General features: G+C 72.3%; 22 protein-coding genes. 8 read left to right on the top strand and 14 right to left on the bottom strand.

What is annotated here, in order from left to right:
- Positions 1-118: 118 nt before the first annotated feature.
- A complete protein-coding gene (locus AC07DF_RS19010) occupies positions 119-1,357 on the bottom strand; it encodes an ROK family protein (RefSeq protein WP_478972095.1) in 1,239 nt (412 codons plus the stop codon).
- A 36-nt stretch (positions 1,358-1,393) separates the two neighbouring features.
- Complete coding sequence (locus AC07DF_RS19005; RefSeq protein WP_478972093.1) at positions 1,394-2,038, bottom strand: alpha-ketoglutarate-dependent dioxygenase AlkB family protein; 645 nt, start codon at positions 2,036-2,038, stop codon at positions 1,394-1,396.
- Between the two features lie 68 nt (positions 2,039-2,106).
- Here AC07DF_RS19005 and AC07DF_RS19000 point away from each other — a divergent pair, with 68 nt between their 5' ends.
- Positions 2,107-3,237: a methyltransferase gene (locus AC07DF_RS19000; protein WP_478972091.1), complete on the top strand. Its 1,131-nt coding sequence runs from the start codon at positions 2,107-2,109 to the stop codon at positions 3,235-3,237.
- Here the strand turns inward: AC07DF_RS19000 and AC07DF_RS18995 are convergent.
- Both AC07DF_RS18995 and AC07DF_RS18990 read right to left on the bottom strand, forming a co-directional pair.
- Complete coding sequence (locus AC07DF_RS18995; RefSeq protein ID WP_478972089.1) at positions 3,227-4,090, bottom strand: class II fructose-bisphosphate aldolase; 864 nt, start codon at positions 4,088-4,090, stop codon at positions 3,227-3,229. The two genes, AC07DF_RS19000 and AC07DF_RS18995, sit on opposite strands and share 11 nt — an antisense overlap.
- A gap of 36 nt (positions 4,091-4,126) precedes the next feature.
- On the bottom strand, positions 4,127-5,008 hold the full coding sequence (locus tag AC07DF_RS18990) for an SIS domain-containing protein (protein WP_478972087.1): 882 nt from the start codon (positions 5,006-5,008) through the stop codon (positions 4,127-4,129).
- A 118-nt stretch (positions 5,009-5,126) separates the two neighbouring features.
- Between AC07DF_RS18990 and AC07DF_RS18985 the strand changes: the two genes are divergently transcribed.
- Both AC07DF_RS18985 and AC07DF_RS18980 read left to right on the top strand, forming a co-directional pair.
- Positions 5,127-5,906 carry a DeoR/GlpR family DNA-binding transcription regulator gene (locus AC07DF_RS18985; RefSeq protein ID WP_478972085.1) on the top strand — a complete coding sequence of 260 codons (780 nt, stop codon included), beginning with the start codon at positions 5,127-5,129 and terminating at the stop codon, positions 5,904-5,906.
- A gap of 68 nt (positions 5,907-5,974) precedes the next feature.
- A complete protein-coding gene (locus AC07DF_RS18980; protein WP_478972083.1) occupies positions 5,975-7,792 on the top strand; it encodes a glycoside hydrolase family 15 protein in 1,818 nt (605 codons plus the stop codon).
- Between the two features lie 3 nt (positions 7,793-7,795).
- On the opposite strand, the gene AC07DF_RS18975 is transcribed toward AC07DF_RS18980, so the two are convergent.
- Positions 7,796-8,758 carry a hypothetical protein gene (locus AC07DF_RS18975; RefSeq protein WP_478972081.1) on the bottom strand — a complete coding sequence of 321 codons (963 nt, stop codon included), beginning with the start codon at positions 8,756-8,758 and terminating at the stop codon, positions 7,796-7,798.
- Between the two features lie 189 nt (positions 8,759-8,947).
- Here AC07DF_RS18975 and AC07DF_RS18970 point away from each other — a divergent pair, with 189 nt between their 5' ends.
- A complete protein-coding gene (locus AC07DF_RS18970; RefSeq protein ID WP_454360671.1) occupies positions 8,948-9,160 on the top strand; it encodes a heavy-metal-associated domain-containing protein in 213 nt (70 codons plus the stop codon).
- Between the two features lie 2 nt (positions 9,161-9,162).
- Positions 9,163-11,415, top strand: coding sequence for a heavy metal translocating P-type ATPase (locus AC07DF_RS18965; RefSeq protein WP_478972078.1), 2,253 nt, complete (start codon positions 9,163-9,165; stop codon positions 11,413-11,415).
- Between the two features lie 30 nt (positions 11,416-11,445).
- Here AC07DF_RS18965 and AC07DF_RS18960 read toward each other — a convergent pair whose 3' ends face one another.
- Positions 11,446-12,102: a class I SAM-dependent methyltransferase gene (locus AC07DF_RS18960; RefSeq protein ID WP_478972077.1), complete on the bottom strand. Its 657-nt coding sequence runs from the start codon at positions 12,100-12,102 to the stop codon at positions 11,446-11,448.
- 170 nt (positions 12,103-12,272) lie between these two features.
- On the opposite strand from AC07DF_RS18960, the gene AC07DF_RS18955 reads away from it, so the two are divergent.
- Entirely contained in the window at positions 12,273-12,971 is a 699-nt protein-coding gene (locus AC07DF_RS18955; RefSeq protein ID WP_478972075.1) for a phosphatase PAP2 family protein, read from the top strand.
- Positions 12,972-13,024: 53 nt separating this feature from the next.
- On the opposite strand, the gene AC07DF_RS18950 is transcribed toward AC07DF_RS18955, so the two are convergent.
- From AC07DF_RS18950 to AC07DF_RS18915, 8 genes are all read right to left on the bottom strand, one after another.
- Positions 13,025-13,477 (bottom strand): phospholipase, encoded by a 453-nt coding sequence (locus AC07DF_RS18950; protein WP_478972073.1) that lies wholly within the window; start codon positions 13,475-13,477, stop codon positions 13,025-13,027.
- Between the two features lie 116 nt (positions 13,478-13,593).
- Entirely contained in the window at positions 13,594-14,196 is a 603-nt protein-coding gene (locus AC07DF_RS18945; protein WP_478972071.1) for a hypothetical protein, read from the bottom strand.
- The gene (locus AC07DF_RS18940; RefSeq protein ID WP_478972069.1) at positions 14,193-15,053 is read right to left on the bottom strand and encodes a carbohydrate ABC transporter permease; all 861 of its coding nucleotides are present in this window, start codon (positions 15,051-15,053) and stop codon (positions 14,193-14,195) included. Before AC07DF_RS18940 ends, AC07DF_RS18945 begins: the two co-directional genes overlap by 4 nt.
- A complete protein-coding gene (locus AC07DF_RS18935; RefSeq protein WP_478972067.1) occupies positions 15,050-15,988 on the bottom strand; it encodes a carbohydrate ABC transporter permease in 939 nt (312 codons plus the stop codon). The genes AC07DF_RS18940 and AC07DF_RS18935 overlap by 4 nt, the downstream gene beginning before the upstream one ends.
- A complete protein-coding gene (locus AC07DF_RS18930) occupies positions 15,985-17,268 on the bottom strand; it encodes an ABC transporter substrate-binding protein (protein WP_478972065.1) in 1,284 nt (427 codons plus the stop codon). Before AC07DF_RS18930 ends, AC07DF_RS18935 begins: the two co-directional genes overlap by 4 nt.
- Before the next feature lie 76 nt (positions 17,269-17,344).
- Positions 17,345-18,106 carry a cupin domain-containing protein gene (locus tag AC07DF_RS18925; RefSeq protein WP_478972063.1) on the bottom strand — a complete coding sequence of 254 codons (762 nt, stop codon included), beginning with the start codon at positions 18,104-18,106 and terminating at the stop codon, positions 17,345-17,347.
- Complete coding sequence (locus tag AC07DF_RS18920; protein ID WP_478972061.1) at positions 18,100-19,026, bottom strand: DUF6807 domain-containing protein; 927 nt, start codon at positions 19,024-19,026, stop codon at positions 18,100-18,102. The genes AC07DF_RS18925 and AC07DF_RS18920 overlap by 7 nt, the downstream gene beginning before the upstream one ends.
- Positions 19,023-20,147: a Gfo/Idh/MocA family protein gene (locus AC07DF_RS18915; protein ID WP_478972059.1), complete on the bottom strand. Its 1,125-nt coding sequence runs from the start codon at positions 20,145-20,147 to the stop codon at positions 19,023-19,025. Before AC07DF_RS18915 ends, AC07DF_RS18920 begins: the two co-directional genes overlap by 4 nt.
- Positions 20,148-20,489: 342 nt before the next feature.
- Between AC07DF_RS18915 and AC07DF_RS18910 the strand changes: the two genes are divergently transcribed.
- Together AC07DF_RS18910 and AC07DF_RS18905 are read left to right on the top strand one after the other, a co-directional pair.
- On the top strand, positions 20,490-22,025 hold the full coding sequence (locus AC07DF_RS18910) for an alpha/beta hydrolase (RefSeq protein WP_478972057.1): 1,536 nt from the start codon (positions 20,490-20,492) through the stop codon (positions 22,023-22,025).
- Positions 22,026-22,224: 199 nt separating this feature from the next.
- The gene (locus AC07DF_RS18905; RefSeq protein WP_478972055.1) at positions 22,225-22,623 is read left to right on the top strand and encodes a hypothetical protein; all 399 of its coding nucleotides are present in this window, start codon (positions 22,225-22,227) and stop codon (positions 22,621-22,623) included.
- The last annotated feature ends 142 nt before the right edge of the window (positions 22,624-22,765 follow it).

The following is a 22,765-nucleotide window of genomic DNA, read 5'->3' as shown; positions in this document are numbered from 1 at the left end:
CCGGCGCCGGAGCCGTTTCCGATCGGGCTGTGCGTGCGGCGGGCCGATCTGCGGCGGCCGTCGGTGGCGGCGTTGTGGAGTCTGGCCTAGGTGAGCGCGCTGAGCGGCGTCCTGGGCCTCAGGCGAGCGCCCCGAGGGGATCGTCCAGCACCGGCTGCCACGCCAGTTCCGCCGCGCCGACCAGGCTGTTGTGGTCGAGGGTGCACGGCAGGATGGGGACGCCGCCGCTCTGGCCCCAGAGGCTGCGGTCGGCGACGACCGCGCGGAGGCGGTCGGGGTCGGCGTCCAGGAGGGTGCGGTGGAGGCCGCCGAGGATGATCCGGTCCGGGTTGAGGATGTTGACCAGGCCGGCGAGTCCGAGGCCGAGCCGGTCGATGAGGGCTTCGATGGCGGAGCGTACGCCCGGGTCGTCGGAGTGGTGGCGGACCAGGTCGATGGACTGCTGGAGCAGGGACACCTCGGGGCCCGGGTCGCGGCCCGCCGCCGTGAGGAAGGCCAGCGGGTCGGTCTCCACGTCCAGGCAGCCGCGGCTGCCGCAGTGGCAGGGGCGGCCCTCGGGGTGCACGGTGAGGTGTCCGACCTCGAGGGCGAGGCCCGAACTGCCTCGGTGGAGGCGGCCGTCGAGGACGAGTGCACCGCCGACGCCCCGGTGGCCGGTGGCCACGCACAGCAGGTCGCGGGCGCCGCGCCCGGCGCCGTGCCGGTGCTCGGCGAGCGCGGCGAGGTTGACGTCGTTCGCGGCGAAGGCGGGTCCCTCGATGCCGGCCGCGCGCACCTGCTCGGCGAAGATGTCGCGGACGGGCGCGCCCGCGGGCCAGGCCAGGTGCAGCGGGTTGAGCGCCAGGCCTTCGGGTTCGGCCACAGCGGACGGCACGGCGAGTCCTGCGCCCACGCACCGTCGCCCCGTCTCGCGCAGCAGTTCGGCGCCCGCCGTGACGACGGAGGCGAGCACTTTCGCCGGGTCGGCGTCGACGGTCTCGCAGCCTGGCGCGGTGGCGACGATCCGGCCGCCCAGCCCGACCAGCGCCGCCCGGAACCCGTCGGCGTGCACCTGCGCGGCGAGCGCGACGGGGCCGTTCTCAGCGACGGCCAGCCGGTGCGAGGGCCTGCCCTGGGATCCGGCCGCCGCGCCGGGCCGGGCGTCGACGCGGATCAGCCCGAGCGCCTCCAGCTCGGCGGCGACCGCGCCGGCCGTCGCCCGGGTCACTCCGAGCTCTGCGGTGAGTACGGCCCGGGTCGGCGCGCGTCCGGTGTGGACGAGTTCCAGCGCGGGTCCGAGTGCTCCGCGCCCCCGGTCCAGCCGCGTCCTCGAGGTGCTCCCATCCCCCGCCGGCCGGGGGTCCGCCTTCCCGCTCATGAGGGCGAGTCTCCCATGATCCGCCGAACCCGCGGCCTACAGACCGCTGACCCGGAGCGTGATGTTGAGCCGTCCGGCCAGGCCGAGCCCGGGCGGTGCCGTGCCCCCGTGTACCCGGGGAACGCCGTGGTAGGCGAGCCGGGACGGGCCGCCGAAGACGAACAGGTCGCCGCTGCGCAGCTCGACGTCGGTGTAGGGCCGGGTGCGGGTCTCGGTGTTGCCGAAGCGGAAGACGCAGGTGTCGCCAAGGCTCAGCGACACCACCGGCGCGTCCGACTTCTCGTCGCTGTCGCGGTGCATGCCCATGCGGGCGTCGCCGTCGTAGAAGTTGATCAGCGCGATGTCGTAGGCAGCCGTCACCGGGTCGCCCAAGGCGTCCCTGACCGCTCGGCGGCCCAGCTCACCGAGCCACGCGGGGAACGGCTTGACCGGAGCGCCGTCACCGTCGGCCACCGTGCGGGCGTAGGCGTACGGGTACCAGTGCCAGCCCAGACAGACCTGCCGGGCGGTCATGGTGCCGCCACCGGGCGTGCGGACCGTGCGCAGCCCGGCCGGTGGGCGGGCCCATTCCCGGCAGGCCTCCAGCAGTTCCCGCTGGCGCTCGGCGTCCAGCCAGTCCGGTAGGTGCACCGCGCCGGGTGCCACCTGCGTACGGGCCCTGGGGAACAGCTCGCCGTCCATGCTTCCCATCCTGCCCGACACGGCCTGAGCTGCGGCTCGGCTAGCCTTGACGCACGATGAACGACCGTATGACGACGCCGTGGGGCGAGTTCGCGCTGACCCGGTTCCCCGAGGATCCGCGGGACAGGCTGCGTGCCTGGGACGCTTCCGACGAGTACGTGCTGAGGCACCTGGAGCGGGAGCGGGTCCCACTGTCGGGCACGGTCGTGGTCGTCGGGGACCGGTGGGGCGCGCTGGTGACGGCGCTCGCGGAGCACCGGCCGACGCAGATCACGGATTCCCACCTGACCCAGGAGGCGACCCGGGCCAATCTCGCCCGGCACGGCGTCGAGCCCGGCGCGGTCCGGCTGCTCACCACGCAGGATCCGCCGCCCGACCGCGTCGACGTGCTCGTGGTGCGGGTGCCGAAGAGTCTGGCGCTGCTGGAGGACCAGTTGCTGCGGCTGGCGCCGGGGGTGCACGCGGGGACCGTTGTCGTGGGCACGGGGATGGTGAAGGAGATCCACACCTCGACGCTCCAGTTGTTCGAGCGGATTCTCGGCCCGACCCGGACCTCGCTCGCCGAGAGGAAGGCCCGGCTGATCTTCTGCACGCCGGATCCCGCACTGCAGCGGCCCGCCAGTCCCTGGCCGTACGTCTACACGCTGCCGGACGGCATCGGCCCGGCCTCGGGAGGCACCGTCGTCAACCACGCGGGCGTCTTCTGCGCCGACCGGCTCGACATCGGCACCCGGTTCCTCCTCCAGCACCTGCCGAGCGGCCGGGGCGGCCGGGTGGTGGACCTGGGGTGCGGCAACGGTGTGGTCGGTACGGCGGTGGCGCTGGCCGACCCGGAGGCCGAGGTGCTGTTCGTGGACGAGTCGTTCCAGGCCGTGGCCTCGGCGGAGGCGACGTACAAGGCGAACGGGGTGCCGGGGCACGCCGAGTTCCGCGTCGGCGACGGGCTCGACGGCGTGCCGTCGGGCAGTGTCGACCTGGTCCTCAACAACCCGCCGTTCCACTCCCACCAGGCGACGACGGACGCCACGGCCCGGCGGATGTTCAACGGGGCTCGGCGCGCGCTGCGGCCGGGCGGCGAGCTGTGGGTGATCGGCAACCGGCACCTGGGCTACCACGTCACGCTGCGGCGGATCTTCGGCAACAGCCGGCTGGTCGCCAGTGACCCGAAGTTCGTGGTGCTGAAGGCCGTCAAGCGGTAGCCGGGCCCCCCAGGGTCCTCAGGGCTCTCGCCACCGTCCGTGTCATCGCCTCTCGCGCCACCGTGAGGTAGCCGCGCGGGTCGACGGCCTCGGGGCGCTCGGTGAGGAAGTCCCGGATGGCGCCGGTCAGCGCGATGTTCAGGGCCGTGCCGATGTTGACCTTGGCGATGCCGCCCGCGACGGCCGCGGTGAGTTCGTCGTCCGGGACGCCGGAGGAGCCGTGCAGGACCAGCGGGACGTCCAGGGTTGCCGACAGGCGTTTGAGGAGGGCGTGGTCGAGGGTCGCGGTACGGGTGGTCATGGCGTGGGCGCTGCCGATGGCGACGGCCAGGGCGTCCACTCCCGAGTCGGCGACGAAGGCCCGGGCCTCGTCGGGGTCGGTGCGGGCGCCGGGGGCGTGCGCGTCCAGCGGGGGTCTGCCGTTCTTGCCGCCGATCTGCCCCAACTCGGCCTCGATCCAGAGCCCTTGGGCGTGGGCCCAGTCGACGGCCGCCCGGGTCGTGGTGAGGTTCTGGGCGTAGGGCAGCCGGGCCGCGTCGTACATCACGGAACTGAAGCCGGCGTCCGCCGCCCGGTGCAGCAGGGCGTCGCTCTGCACGTGGTCGAGGTGCAACGCGACCGGTACGGCCGCGCGTTCGGCTTCGGCGACGGCCGCGCGGGCGAGCGGGAGCAGTCGCCCGCCGCGGAACTTGACCGCGTTCTCGCTGACCTGGAGCACGACGGGGGCGTGCACGGACTCGGCACCCGCGATGACGGCCTCGACGTGTTCCAGTGTGATGACGTTGAACGAGGCGACGGCCGAGCGGGCCGCGGCGGCGCGGGTGACGAGCTCGCCGGTGGTGGTGAGGGGCACGGTGCCTCCAGGGTCAGGGAACGAGGATCACCGAGGTCAGTGGGTGAGGATCACGGAGCGGGTGAGATGGCGGGGGCTGTCCGGGTCGAGGCCGCGTGACGCGGCGACCGCGACGGCGAGGCGCTGGGCGCGGACGAGTTCGGCGAGCGGGTCCAGGGCTCCGGCGATCCACAAGGCGCCCGTGCCGCGGACCTGTTCGGCCAGACCGTCCGGCGCCTCCCCGAACATCCAGGTGGCGGTTCCGCTGGTGGTGACGCTGATCGGCCCGTGCCGGTACTCCATCGCCGGGTAGGCCTCCGCCCAGGACAGCGACGCCTCGCGCATCTTCAGCCCGGCCTCGTTGGCCAGGCCGATGGTCCAGCCGCGGCCCAGGAAGGCGAACTGGGCACATTCCACCAGGCCTTCGGGCAGGGGTTCCGCCAGGGCGGTGCGCGCGTCGGTGACGGCCGCGTCGGGGTGGAGTCCCAGATGGGCGCGGAGCAGCGTGAGGGCGGTGGTCGCGAACCGGGTCTGCACGACGGAGCGTTCGTCCGCGAAGTCGAGTACCGCGAGCTCGTCGGCCGCCGTCATCACCGGGGTGTCCGGGTCGGCGGTGATCGCGGTGGTGCGGGTGCGGCCCTTCAACCGGCCGAGCAGGTCGAGGACTTCGGTCGTGGTGCCCGAGCGGGTGAGGGCGACGACCCTGTCGTAGTCCCTGCCGTACGGGAATTCCGAGGCGGCGAAGGCGTCGGTCTCGCCCTGGCCGGCGTCCTCGCGCAGGGCCGCGGCGGCCTGCGCCATGAAGTACGAGGTGCCGCAGCCGACGATCGCGATCCGCTCCCCCGCCGCCGGCAACACCTCCGCGTACTCCGCCGCCTCCGAGGCGGCGCGTGCCCAGCACTCCGGCTGGCTGGTCAGCTCGTCCTCGACATGCGTCATGCCGCACCCCTCCACTCTGATTGTTCCTGCAAGGTATCGCCACCTTTCGAGCAACATCAAGCATCGGGAGAGATCGGGTGCGCTAGGGTCGCCCGGAGATCGAGACGTGGAGGTGCGGATGTCGCGCGACGCCCGCTGGAAGGCGCTGCTGGACCTGCTCGTGGAGCGCGGCCGGCTGGACGTCGAGGAGGCGGCCGGGGAGCTCGGGGTGTCGGCCGCGACGATCCGCCGCGACTTCGACGGGCTGGCCGAGCAGCAGATGCTGGTGCGCACCCGGGGCGGCGCGGTCGTGCACGGCGTGTCGTACGAGCTGCCGCTGCGCTACAAGACGGCCCGGCACGCCTCGGAGAAGCAGCGCATCGCGAAGGCGGTGGCGGATCTGGTCGCGCCCGGTGAGGCGGTCGGGCTGACCGGCGGTACGACCACCACCGAGGTGGCGCGGGCTCTGGCGGCGCGCGGGGACCTGGTGTCCGGGTCGCCCGCGCTGACCGTCGTGACGAACGCGCTGAACATCGCCAACGAACTGGCCGTACGGCCCCAGTTCAAGATCGTGCTGACCGGCGGGGTGGCCCGCGCCCAGTCGTACGAGCTGGTCGGGCCGCTCGCGGACGGGGTGCTCGGGCAGATCACCGTCGACGTGGCGGTGCTCGGCGTGGTCGCCTTCGACGTCACACACGGGGCGGCGGCACACGACGAGGCCGAGGCCGCGATCAACCGGCTGCTGTGCGAGCGCGCGGAGCGCGTGGTCGTGGCCGCCGACTCCAGCAAGCTGGGCCAGCGCGCGTTCGCCCGGATCTGCGCGGCCGAGGCCGTGGACACGCTGGTCACGGACACGGCGGCCGACCCGGAGACACTGCGGCGCTTCGAGGAGGCCGGGCTGCGGGTCGTCACGGTGTGACACCCGGCCGCTTCCCGGCTGCGGGCCTAAGCTGATAGCCAGGCGCTCGCCAGGGCAGGGAGGCTGCCATGCGGGGAACAGCGGACGGCCGGCGGTATCTGCCGATCGCCGAGCACGGACTGATCGGCGACCTGCGCAGTGTGGCCCTGGTGGGGACCGACGGCACGATCGACTGGTACTGCTGCCCGGCCTTCGACGCGCCGAGCGTGTTCGCCTCGATCCTGGACGCGGAGCGCGGCGGCTGCTTCGAGCTGGCGGCGACCGTGCCCGCCCGGACCAAGCAGTTCTACTTCCCGGACACCAACGTCCTGATGACCCGGTTCTTCACCGAGGACGGCGTCGGCGAGGTGCAGGACTTCATGCCGGTGGACGGCGAGCCGGCCGAGGCCGAGCGGCACCGGCTGATCCGGCGGGTGGTGTGCGTACGCGGCTCGATCCCGTTCCGTACGCGCGTGGCTCCCCGCTTCGACTACGGCAGCCGGCCCCACACCGTCCGGCTGGACGGTGAGACGGCGCTCTTCGAGGCCGACGGGATGGCGCTCGCGCTGACCGCGACCGTGCCGCTGGAGGCCGACGGGCCGGACGTGTACGGGGACTTCAAGCTCGGCGAGGGCGAGTCGGCGGTGTTCGCGCTGGACAAGGTCGGCGGCGAGGTGTCGCCCCGCCGGTGTGCGCGCACGGAGGCGGAGGAGCAGCTGGCGGCGACGGTGGCGTACTGGCGGGCCTGGCTGGCGTCGTCGCGGTACCGGGGCCGCTGGCGGGAGATGGTGCACCGCTCGGCCCTGACGTTGAAGCTGCTGACGTACGCGCCGACCGGGGCGATCGTGGCCGCGCCGACGACGAGCCTGCCCGAGCGGCTCGGCGGTGAACGCAACTGGGACTACCGGTACGTGTGGGTGCGCGACGCGGCGTTCTGTGTCTACGCCCTGCTGCGGCTGGGCTTCACCGGCGAGGCCGAGGCGTTCATGGACTTCGTGACCCGGCACATCAGCCCGGGCGACGGCAAGCACTCCGGCCCGCTGCAGATCATGTACGGCATCGACGGACGCACCGACCTGCCCGAAAGGACCCTCGACCACTTGGAGGGACACGAGGGTTCCGCTCCGGTACGGGTCGGCAACGCGGCGGCCGACCAGCTCCAGCTCGACATCTACGGCGCGCTGATCGACTCCATCTACCTCTACGACAAGTGGGCCAAGCCCATCTCCAGCGGCCAGTGGGACGATGTGACCGCGCTGGTGGACTGGGTGTGCGCGCACTGGGACCAGCCCGACGAGGGGGTCTGGGAGACCCGGGGCGGCCGCAAGAACTTCCTGTACTCGCGGCTGATGTGCTGGGTGGCGATCGAGCGGGCCATCCGGATGGCAACCCGGCGCGGGCTGCCCGCCGATCTGCCGCGCTGGCGGGAGTGCCGCGACACGATCTACCGGCGGATCATGAGCCGGGGCTGGTCCGAGGAGCGCCGGGCCTTCGTCCAGCACGAGGACGGCGACGTGCTGGACGCGGCCGTGCTGATGATGCCGCTGACGAAGTTCATCGCCCCGACGGACCCCAAGTGGCTGTCGACGCTGGACGTCCTCACCGAGGAACTGGTGTCGGACTCGCTGGTCTACCGCTACGACCCGCAGTCCAGCCCCGACGGCGTGCGCGGTGACGAGGGCACGTTCTCCATCTGCTCGTTCTGGTACGTCGAGGCCATGGTGCACGCCGGCCGGATCGACGAGGCGCGCCTGGCCTTCGAGAAGATGCTGACGTATGCCAACCATCTCGGCCTGTACGCCGAGGAGATCAGCCACACCGGGGAGCAGCAGGGCAACTTCCCGCAGGCGTTCACGCATCTGGCGCTGATCAGCGCGGCCTTCAACCTGGACCGTGCGCTCGGCTGAGGCTCAGTGCCCGTGGCCGTCGTCCGAGTGCCCCTCGGGGGTACCCGGCCCGTCGGTCGCCGCCCCGCCGGCCCGGACGGTGAACGCCGCCGTGCGGACCTTTTCCTCGTGCTTGAAGTCGAGGAACAGGCGGTAGGAGCCGGCGCTGGGTGCCGTGGCCGTGAACGAGACGTCCGGGCCGGGCCGGGTGGTGCCGTCGCCGGGTTCGCCGTTCGGGTGGACGTGCAGGTAGGCGAGGTCGCCGGAGCGCAGGGCGACCAGGTGGCCGTACGCGCCGAGGTAGGGCTGGAGGTCGGTGACGGGCCGGCCGGCCCGGGTGACCTTCAGTCTCAGTTCGCTCGCCTTGCCCGGGCGCAGGGCGCCGGCCAGCTCGACCTCGTAGCCGTTGGTCTCGGCCGTGGTGCTCGCCGGCGGAAGTTTCTCCGGCCGGTACGGGCCGGAGGCGGCGAGGTCCGCTCCGAGTGTGAGGTTCCGGGCGTTCTTCTTCGCCGGGGTGAAGTCGGCGAAGACGCGGTAGCCGCCGGCGCGGGGCAGGTCGACGGGGATGCTCCAGGTGCCGTCGGCTGCGCGGATGGGATGCAGGTGGCGGTAGGTGACCAGGTCGCGTGAGGCCACGATGAGGTGGAGTTCCTTCTCGTGCTCGCGCTGGTAGGCGGTGACGGCCCGGCCGCTGCCGTCCCGGACGGTGAAGCGCAGGTCGGCCCGCTGTCCGGCGGGGACGCGCGGGGTCTCGAGGTCGAGCGTGTAGCCGCCCTCGGAGATCTGGAGTCCGCCGGCCGGTGGCGCCCCTTGCCCGGCGTGACCGCCGCCCTCCTTCGGCTCCGGTGCGGGCCGGGTGTGCTCGTCCTCGTGTTTCGGCGGGGCGTCGGCGACGACGGGGTCGATGCCCTGCCCGACACCGTAGGCCGTGCCGAACGTCGCGGCCAGGGCGACGGCGAAGGTGGTGATCTTCAGTCCGGTATGCATGGCCGGCGTCTCCTTCAAGAAGCGGGCCTCCCGCTCGGATGCGGGGACTCCATGCAGCTCACCATACCCCCAGGGGGTAATGAGTCAAGTTGCGCTCGCGCTTGCATCTCATACCCCTCGGGGGTATACAGGAACTCAGCGAGGGATACCCCCGCCCCGTATTTTCAGAAGCACCCCTAGGAGGCACCGATGCCCGCCACGACCTACGCCGTCGCCGGAATGTCCTGCGGTCACTGCAAGGCCACGCTGACCGAGGCCATCGGCGGGCTGGACGGCGTCAGCGGCGTCGAGGTCGATCTCGGCAGCGGACACGTCACCGTCACCAGTGCCGCCGAGCCCGACGACGCCGTCATCGCGGAAACCGTCGACGAGGCCGGCTACGAGCTGACCGGACGGGTCTGACCATGACCATCGAAACGGTCGGGACCGGCGCCGAAGTGGAGCTCGCCATCGGAGGCATGACCTGTGCCTCCTGCGCGGCGCGCATCGAGAAGAAGCTCAACGGCCTGGACGGGGTCACCGCCACGGTCAACTACGCCACCGAGAAGGCGAAGGTCAGCTACTCCGGTGACGTCTCGGTCGGGGAGCTGATCGCCACTGTCGAGGCGACCGGGTACACCGCTCAGGAGCCGGCGCCGCCCGAGCGGCACACCGAGCCCGAGGAGTCCGACGAACTCCGTCCGCTGCGCGAGCGGCTGGTCACGGCCGTGGTGCTGGCGGTTCCCGTCGTGGCCATGGCCATGATCCCGGCGCTGCAGTTCGAGTACTGGCAGTGGCTGTCGCTCACGCTGGCCGCGCCGGTCGTGACATACGCGGCCTGGCCCTTCCACAAGGCGGCGTTCACCAACGCGCGGCACGGCGCGGCCACCATGGACACACTGATCTCGGTGGGCACCGCGGCCGCGTTCCTGTGGTCGCTGTGGGCGCTGTTCTTCGGCACCGCGGGCACGCCGGGCATGACGCACCCCTTCGAGCTGACGATCGAGCGCACGGACGGCGCGGGGAACATCTACCTGGAGGCCGCCGCGGGCGTGACGGCCTTCCTCCTGGCCGGGCGGTACTTCGAGGCCCGTGCGAAGCGCAAGGCGGGAGCGGCGCTGCGGGCGCTGCTGGAGCTGGGCGCGAAGGACGTCACCGTGCTGCGGGACGACGGCCGGGAACAGACGGTTCCGGTCACGGAGTTGAGGGTCGGCGACCGCTTCCTGGTCCGGCCCGGCGAGAAGATCGCCACGGACGGGACGGTCGTCGAGGGTTCCTCTGCCGTGGACGCCTCGATGCTCACCGGCGAGTCCGTGCCGGTGGAGGTCGGCACGGAAGATCCCGTCACGGGCGCCACGATCAACGTCGGCGGCCGGCTCGTCGTGCGCGCCACCCGGGTCGGCTCCGACACTCAACTGGCCCGCATGGCCCGGCTGGTGGAGGACGCGCAGAACGGCAAGGCCGCGGCGCAGCGGCTCGCCGACCGGATCTCCGCCGTGTTCGTGCCCGTCGTGATCGCACTCGCGCTGGGCACGCTGGGCTTCTGGCTCGGCAACGGCGTCGGCCTGACGGCCGCCTTCACGGCCGCGGTCGCCGTCCTGGTCATCGCCTGCCCGTGCGCCCTCGGCCTGGCCACGCCGACCGCGCTGATGGTCGGCACCGGGCGGGGCGCCCAGCTCGGCATCCTCATCAAGGGCCCGGAGGTCCTGGAGTCCACGCGCCGGGTCGACACCGTCGTCCTCGACAAGACCGGCACCGTCACCACGGGGCGGATGACCCTGCTGGCCGTGCACACCGCCGAAGGCACCGGCGAGGCCGAGGTGCTGCGGCTGGCCGGGGCGCTGGAGCACTCCTCCGAGCATCCGATCGCCCGTGCCGTCGCCGACGGGGCACGGGAGAAGCTGGGCGGCGCGCTGCCCACGCCGGAGGACTTCGCCAATGTGCCCGGGCTCGGCGTACAAGGCGTTGTAGAGGGCCACGCCGTGCTCGTCGGGCGGGAGCGGCTGCTGGCCGACTGGGCGATGGAGCTGCCGGAGGATCTGGCGCGTGCCAGGGCGGCGGCCGAGGACGCCGGGCGTACGGCCATCGCGGTCGCCTGGGACGGCGAGGCCCGTGCGGTGCTGGAGGTCGCCGACGCGGTGAAGGAGACGAGCGCCGAGGCGGTCGGACGGCTGCGTGCCCTCGGGCTGACCCCCATCCTGCTGACCGGCGACAACGAGGCGGTGGCCCGGTCCGTCGCCCGTGAGGTCGGTATCGCCGCGGAGGATGTCGTCGCCGAGGTCCTCCCGCAGGACAAGGTCGACGTCGTCAAGCGACTGCAGGCCGAGGGCCGTTCGGTGGCGATGGTCGGCGACGGTGTCAACGACGCGGCGGCGCTCGCCCAGGCCGATCTCGGACTGGCCATGGGCACCGGCACGGACGCCGCGATCGAGGCCGGGGACCTGACCCTGGTGCGGGGCGACCTGCGGGCCGCGGCGGACGCCATCCGCCTCTCCCGCCGCACGCTCGGCACCATCCGCTCGAACCTGTTCTGGGCCTTCGCCTACAACGTGGCGGCCCTGCCGCTGGCCGCGGCCGGACTGCTCACGCCGATGATCGCCGGGGCGGCCATGGCCTTCTCCTCGGTCTTCGTCGTCGGCAACTCGCTGCGGCTGCGCACCTTCCGGGCCGCCGGCTGAAACGGCCGCGGGACCGGGACGACGGTCCTGTCAGCGGTGGCGCCACACCAGCGTGTAGCGCCAGAACAGACGGCGGCGCAGGCGGGCACCGGGCAGGACGGCACGGGCCTCGCGGAGGATCTCGGGGAAGGTCATGTCCGCCGGTCTCGTGGGGGCGGTCATCGAGGCCGGGCGCGCTGCCCGGCGGCCCCGGTTCTTCACCAGGGCCATGACGATGTTGAGCGGGACCGACACGATGCCGAGAAGGCGGTCGGTGAGGGTCTGTTCCCGGGAGACACCGACGACGACCAGGGTGCCGCCGGGCGCCAGACGGTCGCGGAAGGCCTGGAGGGTCTCCGTGAACGGCAGGTGGTGGAGCACGGCGACGCAGGTGATGACGTCGTACGTCTCGTCGGGAAGCCCGGCCGGCGCGTCGGCCACCGCGTAGGTCACCGGGGCCGTCGCCGGGGTCAGCTCCCGCGCCCGGGCCGTGATCGCCGGGTCGGCGTCGATCCCCCGCACCCGGTCGGCCCGGGTGGCCAGCAGCCGGGCGAGGTCGCCACTGCCGCACCCCACGTCCAGGGCGTTTCCCGCACGCGCGGGGAGTTGCCGCAGGGTCCAGCGGTGGAAGTGGGCGTTGTGGTCCCAGGGGCGGGCGGAGTGGAAACGGTCGAGTGCGCGCAGGGCCCGGTGTGGCAGGAGCGTCATGCGCTCAGTCCAGCAGACGGGTGCACAAGGACGCCGCCCGCCTGCCCCGGCTCATCGGGATGGCCGACCGCCGCCTGGGCACTCGGGAGGTACCGGCCCGCGGGGGTGCCGAGCCTGCGCCCGGTGCGTGGCGGTACCTTGCTGAGGAAGGCCACTGCGGGGAGAAGCACATGACCGATCCGACGACCACAGACGCGGACGCCCCCCGTCCGCTCCCGAGCGGCGGGAAGCCCGCGGGCGGACCCGGCAGGCTCCTGGCCGCCGTACTCGGCGATCTCAGGGCGGTGGACGGCGCCCTGTACGCGGCGGTGGCGGCCACCCCCACGCCCACCCTCGACCGGACGCTGCGCCATCTGTCCCACGCGGCCGACCACTCCAAGATCTCGTTCGGCATCGCTGCCGCCCTGGCGCTGGCCGGGAAGCGCCCGCGCCGGGCCGCGGTCGTCGGCGTCGGGGCGATCGCCGTGGCGTCGGCCTCCGCCAACCTGCTCGGCAAGCGCCTGGTGCGCCGGGCCCGGCCCGACCGGGAGGCGGCCCGGGTGACCGTTGACCGGCACGTCCGGATGCCCACGTCGGCCTCGTTCCCGTCCGGGCACACGGCGTCGGCGGTCGCGTTCGCCACCGCCGTCGGTGTGGCCCTGCCGCCCGCCGCGGTGCCGCTCGGGGCGCTGGCGAGCGCCGTCGGCTACTCCCGCATCCACACGGGCGTGCACTATCCGGGCGACGTGGCCGCCGGCGCGGTCCTCGGCATCGCGAGCGCCGCCGCGGCACTGGCCGCCGCGGCGGCCACTCCGTCGGCGCGGACCCAGGCGCTCTTGACGGCGGCCCGTTCGTGGCCGCGGATCAGCATCGGTTCCGTCGGCCGTTGAGCCCGTCGGCCGGGCGCGCGGCTTGCCGCCCCGCGCCCGGCCCCGGCAGACCCTCAGCCGAGGGCCCTCACCGCCTGGTAGTACGTCCACGCCGTGCTGTCGCAGGCGTTCTTCGTGCCGCCCGGGTAGGCGGCGCAGATCCGCTTGAGGTCCTCGTAGAAGGCGCTGTCGAGACGGGACTTGTCGGCGCTGAAGGTGCCCGCGGCCTTGTAGTTGCGGTAACCGAAGTCGTGGCGGGCGCAGGACATCGAGAAGGGGAAGCCGAACGGGTTGTCCGGCGACGAGGAGCAGTAGTCGGTCGACCAGTCGAAGGCGTACGCGGACCAGGCGGACTGGTCGGCGCGGGCGGCGGCCCAGGTGTTGTAGCTCGACGCGCTGGTCTGCGTCCAGCTCGCGAGCACCTGGGGCTTGTCGGCGGGGGCGGCACTCGCGAGGGTCGCGGTGCCGACGACGGTGACGAGGGACAGGGTCGAGGCGGCAAGACCGGTGGCGAGTCTGCGGTGCATCCCACACCTCCATGAGGCCGCGGCCCGCCGATCGAGCCGCAGGTTCATGACAAGAGCATCGCCACCTCCTGGGGGTGCTCACACCTGAGGTGCCCCAATGGCCCCTTAATTCTTGGCTACTGAACGAGAACGGCAGCCGACCGGCGTACGTCGACGGCGGTGAGCGCGAGGGCCATCGGCCCCGGGACCAGGAAGGCCAGGGGCAGCAGCATCCAGGCGCACAGCGCGGCCGTCGCCACGGCGAGCAGGACCAGCCCGCTGCCGCCCACGTCCGCCACCGCGTCCCGGGCGGCGCCGCGCACCGCCGCGCGCCAGTCGGTGAGCGACTCGGGGCGTCCGCAGGCCCGCAGGCCGACGACCCCCGCGCAGGCGCCGATGACAGCGGCGGCCACCGCGAACAGCGGCGCCCCGGGCAGCCCCGCCCCGGCCAGCGCCAGATCCGCCGCGAGCAGCAGCAGACCCGCCAGCGCGACGCCACCGGCCAGCAGGTCACCGGCCCTGAGCCGCCGCAGCAGCAGGGCGAAGTACCGCCCCGCCGTGACGGGCCGGTCCCGTCCCGCGCCGCGCAGTACGGCGCAGGCCGTCGACAGCGCGGCCGGTGCGGTCACCAGCGGCAGACAGGCCGCCGCCGTGGCGAGGCCGACGCTCAGCACATCGGCGAACAGGGCCATGCGCGGCCCGAACACCTCACCGGCCTCCCGTGTGCGCACCCCGCTCACCCCTTGACCCCGGAGCTGGCCATGCCCTCGACCAGGAACCGCTGGAAGGCGAGGAAGAACAGCACGATCGGCAGCAGCGCGATCACCGACAACGCGAACATCGGGCCGAACGCGGAGGTGCTGGAGGCGTCCACGAAGGAGCGCAGCGCGAGGGTCAGCGTGAACTTCTCCGGGTCGAAGAGGTAGATGAGCTGGGTGAAGAAGTCGTTCCAGGTCCAGATGAAGGTGAAGATGGCGGTGGTGATCAGGGCCGGCCGGGTGAGGGGCAGGACGACCTGGAAGAAGCTGCGGAAGGGCCCGCAGCCGTCGATCCGGGCCGCCTCCTCCAGCTCGCGCGGCAGCCCGCGCATGAACTGCACGATGAGAAAGACGAAGAACGCCTCGGTGGCGAGGAACTTCGGCAGGATCAGCGGCCAGTAGGTGTTCACCAGGCCGAGCTGGTTGAAGATGATGTACTGCGGGATCAGCACCGCGTGGTGCGGCAGCATGATCGTGGCGATCATGAAGGCGAACAGCGGCCCGCGGAAGCGGAACCTGAGGCGTGCGAAGGCGTAGGCGGCGAGCGAGCAGCTGATGACGTTGCCGAGGACCGCGCCGCCCGCGATCAGCAGCGAGTTGCCGAGCAGCCGCCAGATGGAGACGTCGTTGACGCCGTCCAGGGCGGTGGAGTAGTTCGACCACTCGAGGTGGCTGGGCAGCAGGTTCAGGCTCGCGATGACCTCGTCGGCGGGCTTGAGCGAGGTGGCCAGCAGCCAGGCCAGCGGGTACAGCATGACCAGCAGCGCGGCCAGGCAGCCGAGGTGCAGGGCGACGCGGCCCCAGCGAACGGGCTTGTGGGAAACGGCGGTCGAGGTCATCGGTCCCCCTCGGAGGCGTAGAAGACCCATGAGCGCGAGGTGCGGAACAGCACCGCCGTGACGACGCCGATCACGACGAGCAGCACCCAGGCCATGGCGGAGGCGTAGCCCATGTGGGAGGCGACGAAGCCCCGGTCGTAGAGGTACATGGTGTAGACGAGGGTCGAGTCGGCGGGCCCGCCCTTGCCCGCGCTGATGGCGAAGGCGGGCGTGAACACCTGGAAGGCCTGGATGGTCTGCAGGACCAGGTTGAAGAACAGCACCGGGGACAGCATCGGCACGGTGACCGACAGGAACTGCCGCCACTTCCCGGCCCCGTCCACCGCCGCCGCCTCGTACAGTTCGGCGGGGATCTGCTGGAGCCCGGCGAGGAAGATGACCATCGGCGCGCCGAACTGCCACACCGTCAGCAGGGCGACGGCCAGCAGCGCGAAGCCGGGCTTGTTGACCCAGCCGCCGGTGCCGAGCAGGTTGTCGACCGTGCCGCCGTCGTTGAAGACGGCCCGCCAGACCAGGGCGATGGACATCGACGCGCCGAGCAGCGAGGGCGCGTAGAAGGCGGAGCGGTAGAAGGCCTTGCCGCGCTTCATGCCCTTCAGGGCGAGTGCGACGACGAGGGCGAGCGCGAGTTGCAGGGGCACGGCGATGACGACGTACGTCAGGGTCGTCACGACGGAGCGCCAGTAGCGCGGGTCCTCGGTGAACATCTGCGCGTAGTTGCGCAGGCCGACCCACTTGGGCGGGCTGAACAGGTCGTAGTCGGTGAACGACAGGTACAGCGACACGGCCATCGGCAGCAGCGTCAGGACGGTCGCGCCGAGCACCCACGGGGAGAGGAACACCCAGGCGGGGCCCTGGCTTTCGCGCTTGGGGCGGCGCTTCGGGGTGGTGGCGGGGGCGCGCTTCGCCTCCGGGGGGATCGCGGTGGTGGTCATGACCTCAGCTCCGCCTTCGCCTCGGTGACGTAGTTCTCGGCCGCCTCGCGGGGCGACATGCGCGCGTAGGACACCTGGTCGTAGTCGCGCTGGAAGGTGGTCTGCAGGGCGTTGTCGCCCGAGGGCGGGGCCTGGGGCGGGTCCTTGAGCTTGCCGTCGAGGGAGGTGTGGAAGTCGGCGATGGTCTTGTCGAAGTCCTTGAGCTCCGGGCCGATTTCGTCGCGGATGGTCTCGTTGACGGGGATGCCGCGGCCGGCGCCGAGGATCTTCGCGGCCCGCGGGTCGTTGATCATGAAGTCGACGAGCTGGGCCGCCTCCTTGGGGTGGCCGGTGTTGGCCGAGACGCCGAGGAACATGGACGGCTTGAAGTACTGGCCGGGGGTGCCGTCCTCGCCGGACGGCATGGGGGCGAGGGCGACTCCGCCCTTGACCAGGGCCGTGTAGCCGCTGGACGGGGCGTCCCAGTTGTTGTCGGAGGTCGCCTCGCCGCGCCCGAGCGGGGTGTTCTCGACGGTGGCGTCCAGCTGGGTGGTCTGCTCTGCGGACGAGACCGCCCCCTCGCGGCGCAGTTCGTCGGTGAAGGTCCACCAGCGGGTGAGGTCGTCGGCGGTGAAGCCGAGCCCGCCGTCCTCGGTGTAGAGGGACTTGCCCTGGCCGCGCAGCCAGACCTCGAAGGCGTCCTCGCTCCAGCCGGGGTCGGTCCCCCCTGGCTTGCCCGTCCTCTTCGCGAGGGCGCGCATGGCGTCGGCCCACTCACTCCAGGTCCAGCTCTCGCCGGGCAGGGGCACGCCCGACTTCTTCCAGGCCTCGACGTCGTAGACGACGGTCTCGGTGCCGCGCCCCTGTGGGATGGCGTACTGGACGTCCTCCACGCGGCCGGTGGCGAGCAGCCCGTGCTCGATCTCGGAGGTGCGCAGGACCGGCTTCTGTTTCGCCAGGTCGAGCAGCACGCCACCGGAGGCGTACTGGTCGATCTGGCGGTAGTCCAGCTGCATCACGTCCGGCGCGTCACCGCCGGCGGCCTGGGTGGCGAGCTTCTGCTTGTAGGCGTCGTAGCCGGAGAACGACGTCGTCACGTCGATGTTCGGGTGCTGTTTCTCGAACAGCGCGACGGCCTGTTCGGTGCGTGCCGCGCGGTCGGGGTTGCCCCACCACGTGTAGCGCAGCACGACCTTGCCGCCGGCGACCGATTCCCCGGATCCTCCGCAGCCTGCCAGCACGGCGCACAGTGCCAGTGCGGCGGCCGACGCGCAGAACCCCTTTGTCCTGTGTCCGGGCATGCCGAGGTCACCTCTCCTTTCCTCGGACTTCCTGTTGGCCCCCCTCGGCCTGTCGCCCCCCGGCTCCCTGGCTCGGTTACTCGCCCTGGTACGGCAGCGTCGTCCCGGGCAGGTTGTACTCGTCCCGGCGGCCGCACATGCCGAAGCCGCCGAGCCTTGTGGGCGCTGCCTCGTGGGCGGTGGCCTCGCCGAGATGGACGGGCTCCCCCGCCTCCAGCGCGTCGATTTGGGCGCCGGTGCGTTCGGCGGTGGCCAGGGCGCCCGCCCGCCACAGCTCGCGCCAGGTCGGCACCTTGTCGCGCACGATCCTCGCGGCGGCCCGCTGGAACTCCAGGTACGGGCCGTTGTCGCCGGCTTCGAGAGCCTCGCGCAGGACGAGGTAGCCCTCGACGGCGAGATCCCTGCGGCACCGGGCGGCCGCCGCCGTCTCCGGCCCCGTGCCGGGCGGCAGCTTCGCGGCGGCGGCGTACTTCTCCGGGTCGGCGAGCACCTCCGGCGGGAAGGTGAACACGGCGTCGCCGGCCTCGGGCAGGCCGCTGTTCTGCATCAGTACGGTGATACGCAGGTCGCCGCCCTGCACCATGCGGTGCACGGTGCCCGGTGTGAACCAGGCGATGGAGCCGGCCGCGAGGGGGATGTCCCGGTAGCCGTCGGGGCTCAGTGTCTGGACCGCGCCCCGGCCGCCGGTGACGACGTAGGCCTCGGTGCACACCAGGTGCAGATGCGGGCTGCCGCCGCAGACGCCGTCGGCGGCCTCCCAGTCGTAGCCGCTCAGATGGGACAGGCCGATCGCGCCGGGCAGCGGGTGCGGCAGGGCGGATTTCGGGTCGCTCACCACGGCAGGCTCTCCATGTGGGTGCCGACCCGGTCGCGGTCCCAGGCGCCGTCGGCGACGACCAGCCGGTAGCGGTAGCCGAAAGACTCGCCCGGCGGGAGTGCGAACTCCTCGAAGAACGCCCAGGAGAAGGCGACCGTCGGGAAGGGCTCGGCGCGGACGAACCAGTGCGACTCGTGGATCGCGGACGTCTCGTCGAGGTTCTCGGGAGCGTGCGCGAAGACGAGCGTGGAGTGGCCGTCGACGTCGTCGTGCTCGGTGGTGAAGGCGAGCCAGGGGCCCTGGGTGCCCATGAGCTTGCCCGCGTCGGCGTCGGTGTCCGGGGCGAAGACCGTGCCGCCGGTGAAGTCGCGCGGGCCGCGCCACTGCAGTCCGGTGTAGCCGGCCATCTCACGGCCCGCGGTGGTCGGTGAGCCGAAGGCCAGGGGCTCGGAACGGAGGTTGGTGAGGCGGATCGACCAGTCGAGGGCCCAGGATCCGGCCTCCTCGTCCACCGAGTGGACGGTCAGCCCCCGCACCTCGCGGGCCCACTCCTCGCCGCCGTTCTCGACCCAGGTGAGGTTCTCCGTGAAGGCGAGCCGGTCGTCCTCGACCGTGAAGTCGGAGAAGCCGTCGTGCCGCATCGAGCCGACACGCTCGGGCAGGGGCAGATAGCCCTGGCCATGGACGTAGCAGTTGCCGCCCCAGAAGTTCTGGCCGGACAGATGGCTCGAGGTCATCTGCAGGCCCTTGTGCCAGCGGTGGTCGTTCGGGCGGTAGCCGGTGACCGTGCGGCCGGAGAGGGTGCGCACGGGGTGGGCGTACGGCTTGCGGGACTCGAACGGGTCCGGGTCGGGGCGGTAGACGTAGCGGAGGATCTCCGTGCCGCCTGCCGCCGTGACGACGATGTCCTCGCCGTGCGTGTGGGTGACTCGGATGGTCATGCGCGCTCCTTCGGGGCCCAGTCGGGGTACTCGCCGTGCATGGCCTCGTAGAAGGGGTCGCCGGGGCCGATCTCTCCCGCGTGCACCGAGCGGCCGGTGAAGGCGGCCTTGTACAGCGCGGCGGCGAACTCGAGGGTGGCGCGGGCGTCCTGGCCGCTGCCCGGTGGCCGGGTGCCGGTGTCGTAGGCGTCGAGGAGCGCGCCGAGCTGGGCCGTGTGCGAACTCGGCACGTCGTTCGCGGGGGTGCGCCAGGCGGTGGCGCGGTCGGAGGCGACGTGCGGGGCCGGGGTGTAGGCCCAGCTGTCGTTGCTGTGACCGTACAGGTGCGTGAGCTCGACCGTGGCCTCGGCGCAGTCGACGCGGATGCGGCTCACCTCGTCGGGGGACAGCACGCTGTTCACGACGGTCGCGAGGGCGCCGTCGCGGAAGCGCACCAGCGCGGTGGAGACGTCCTCGCTCTCGGTGTCGTGGACGAGCCGGGCCGCCATGGCCTGGATCTCCTCCCACTCGCCGAGCAGGTGCAGCAGCAGGTCGTACTGGTGGATGCCGTGGCCCATGGTGGGGCCGCCGCCCTCGCTGGCCCACTTCCCGCGCCACGGCACCGCGTAGTACGCGGCGTCCCGGTGCCAGGTGGTCTGGCAGTGCGCGACCAGCGGGGCGCCCAGCTCGCCGCTGGTGATCAGCTCGCGGGCGTGCACGGCGCCGGAGCCGTAGCGGTGCTGGAAGACGACCGCCGCGTACGCGCCGGATGCCTCCTCGGCGGCGGCGATCTCGTCGTACTCGGCGAGTGACAGCGTCAGCGGCTTCTCGCAGAGCACCCAGGCACCCGCCTTGAGCGCGGCCACCGTCTGTTCCCGGTGCAGGGAGGGCGGTGTCCCGATCAGGACCAGGTCGGGGCGTACGGCGTCCAGCATCGCGTCCACCGAGGTGTACCCGGCGACCTGGTCGCCGGCCAGCTCGCGGAAGTCGTCGAGCCGCTCCTGGTCCACGTCGACGGCGGCGACCAGCTCCACCCGGTCGGAGTGGGCCCGCAGCGCGGGCAGGTGGCTGCCGCTGACGATGGCTCCGGTGCCGACGACGGCCACGCGGCGGCGGGTGGGAGACCCTGGGGACACGGACATGCGGCGCTCCTCGGACGGCCGGTGGACTCACGCTTGGAAAGCGCTTGCACTCGGTAGGTGACCCTAGGCGCGGGACCATGTCTGGACAACCCCCCTGCGACGACCTGCACAAGGTCTGCGCGAGCGTTCTCCCAGCTTGGGGCGTCGATTCCGGTTCTCACCGGCCGCGCGGAAACGGCATTCCCCCGTCTGGCCGCTGGGGTTGGCCCCACCATGAACCGGTGGCCGGCCGGAGTGATCGGGAAGCGGCGCTTCCCTACCGTTCTGTCGCACCAGATCCCCCCACGGCATGCCCCTGCCAGGCCACCGAGGGGGACGTCCGCGACAGAAAGGGACACCCACGTGTTATCCCGTTCCCCGGGAACCGCGAGAAGAGCCGCCCTCGCCCTGACGGCAGCCGCCCTCGCCTTCACGGCGCTGCCCGCCACGGCCCGGGCGACCCCCGATCCTCTCGCCCGCTACCACCAGCAGCACCTCACCTGGAAGAGCTGTGTGCTCGGCCCTGACGACACGACCGGCAAGGAGCTGCGGCAGGCGGGCGCCCGCTGCGCCGATGTGACGGTTCCGCTGGACTACTCGGACCCGGGCGGCCGCACGATCACCGTCGCGATATCCCGGATCCGCGCCACCGACACCGACCGGCGCGTCGGCCCGCTGCTGCTCAACGGCGGCGGCCCCGGCGGGCCGTCGCTCGGCGACCCGCCGTGGGTGAGCAAGGCGATGAAGGACGTCGCCGCACGGTACGACGTGGTGGGTGTCGACCCCCGTTTCGTCGGCCGCAGCACCCAGCTGGACTGCCACTGGCCGACCGGCTCGGCGCTTCGCGGCGCGGGTTCGGACCGGGCCGGCTTCGACCGGGTGACCGCGTTCTCGAAGGACCTCGCCGAGCGCTGCCGCACCAACGCGGGCGACGTCCTGCCCCACGCCACGACCCGCAACACCGCGCGCGACATGGACGTCGTCCGGGCCGCGCTCGGCGAGCGGCGGATCTCCTACCTGGGCTACTCGTACGGCAGCTACCTCGGCGAGGTGTACACCACGATGTTCCCCGGCCGCACCGACCGGGTCGTCCTGGACGGTGTGATCGACCCGGACCGGTACAAGCCGAGGCTGCTGCGGGGCGTCGAACGGGCCAACCGGCACGCGCTGGAGGGGTGGGCGTCCTGGGCCGCCGCGCGCGAGGCCGTCTACGGACTGGGCGGGACACGCGCCGAGGTGCTGGCCACGGTGGACCGCGTCCGGAGGGCCTCAGCCCGTACACCGTTGCGGCTCGGTGGCCACCGGCTGGACGAGCATGTGATGCCCATGGTCGTCTTCAACGGCCTCTCCCAGCACAACGACGCGGCCTACGGTGACTTCGCGCAGGGCGTGCGGGACATGCTGCGGGCGTCACAGGGGCAGCGCGTCACGCCCTCCCCCTGGCTCGCCGGGGTGCTCGAGTTCACGCTCACGGGCACCGACTCCCCCTACGGCAGCGCGCAGACGGCGATCCTGTGCGGCGACGGCACCGCTCCTCGCGACCCGGAGGTCTACTGGCGCGACGTCCAGCGCACCCGTGCGCAGGACCCGCTGTTCGCGCCCGTCACGCACAACATCAACCCGTGCGCGTTCTGGGACCGGCCGCGTGAGCGCCCGACCAAGATCCGGGACGACCTGCCGGCCCTCCTCGTCAACGCCACCGGTGACCCGCGCACCGACTACGACGGCGCCGAGGCCGTGCGCGACATGTGGCCCTCCTCGCGCCTGGTCACGCTGAGCGGGGCCGATCAGCACGCCGTGTACGGCGTCTACGGTGCGCCGTGCGTCGACGACACGGTCAACGCCTACCTCGCCACGGGCCGCCTGCCGGCGAAGGACGTCGGCTGCGCCGCGCGGTAACAGGGCAGGCCGTCCCCCTGATGGTGGACGAGACCGGCTCTGTGACGAAGGGCCACTCCTCTGCCGGCGAAGCGGACGCCCAGCATCTCGTTCTCCCCCGATGAACTCGGCTTTTGCGGGCCGCCGCAACAGCATGGCCGGACGCGGTGCCACTCAGCAGAGTGGGTCTCGCCATGCACAACAGTCCTAGGGGGAAAACGTGCAGAAGAACCTCAAGACGCTCGCCGTGGCCGCCGGCGGTCTTGCTCTGGCACTCGGCGGATCGACGGTGGCTGTCGCCGCTCCGCAGGGCGACGTGAGCGCCCAGGTCAGCTGCTACGACGGGGCCTCGTCCTTCTCGAAGGCGTCCGGCCGGTCCACGACGAGCGTCTTCAAGACGTCGACGAGGTGCAACGACATCAACCTCAAGATGGGCTCCAGCGGCCGTTACGTGAAGGTGTGCTTCAAGCTCAGCAGCGGCTCCTTCGACTGCCAGAGCGACTACAAGTGGGCCCCTTCGGGATCCTGGAAGGTGATCGCCACCGACGTCCGCGACTCCCAGGAGTTCGTGTTCTTCTTCCAGACCACTGCCTCCGCGTCGGGCTCATACGCCGCCTGACCGCAACCGCACCGACTTGTCGGCGCGAGCATGAAGCGGGCCCGCTTCATTCTCTCGCCGACAGCGGCGAACCCCTTCTTGTCACCCCCTCCGGATCCCGGCTCGCAAAAAAGACGCCCCCCACCGGGTGGGGGTGTGCCGC

The sequence above is a fragment of the Streptomyces sp. NPDC044719 genome (assembly GCF_056433405.1).
Note: the sequence above shows the minus strand (reverse complement) of the source record. Positions and strands in the feature narration are given on the sequence as shown.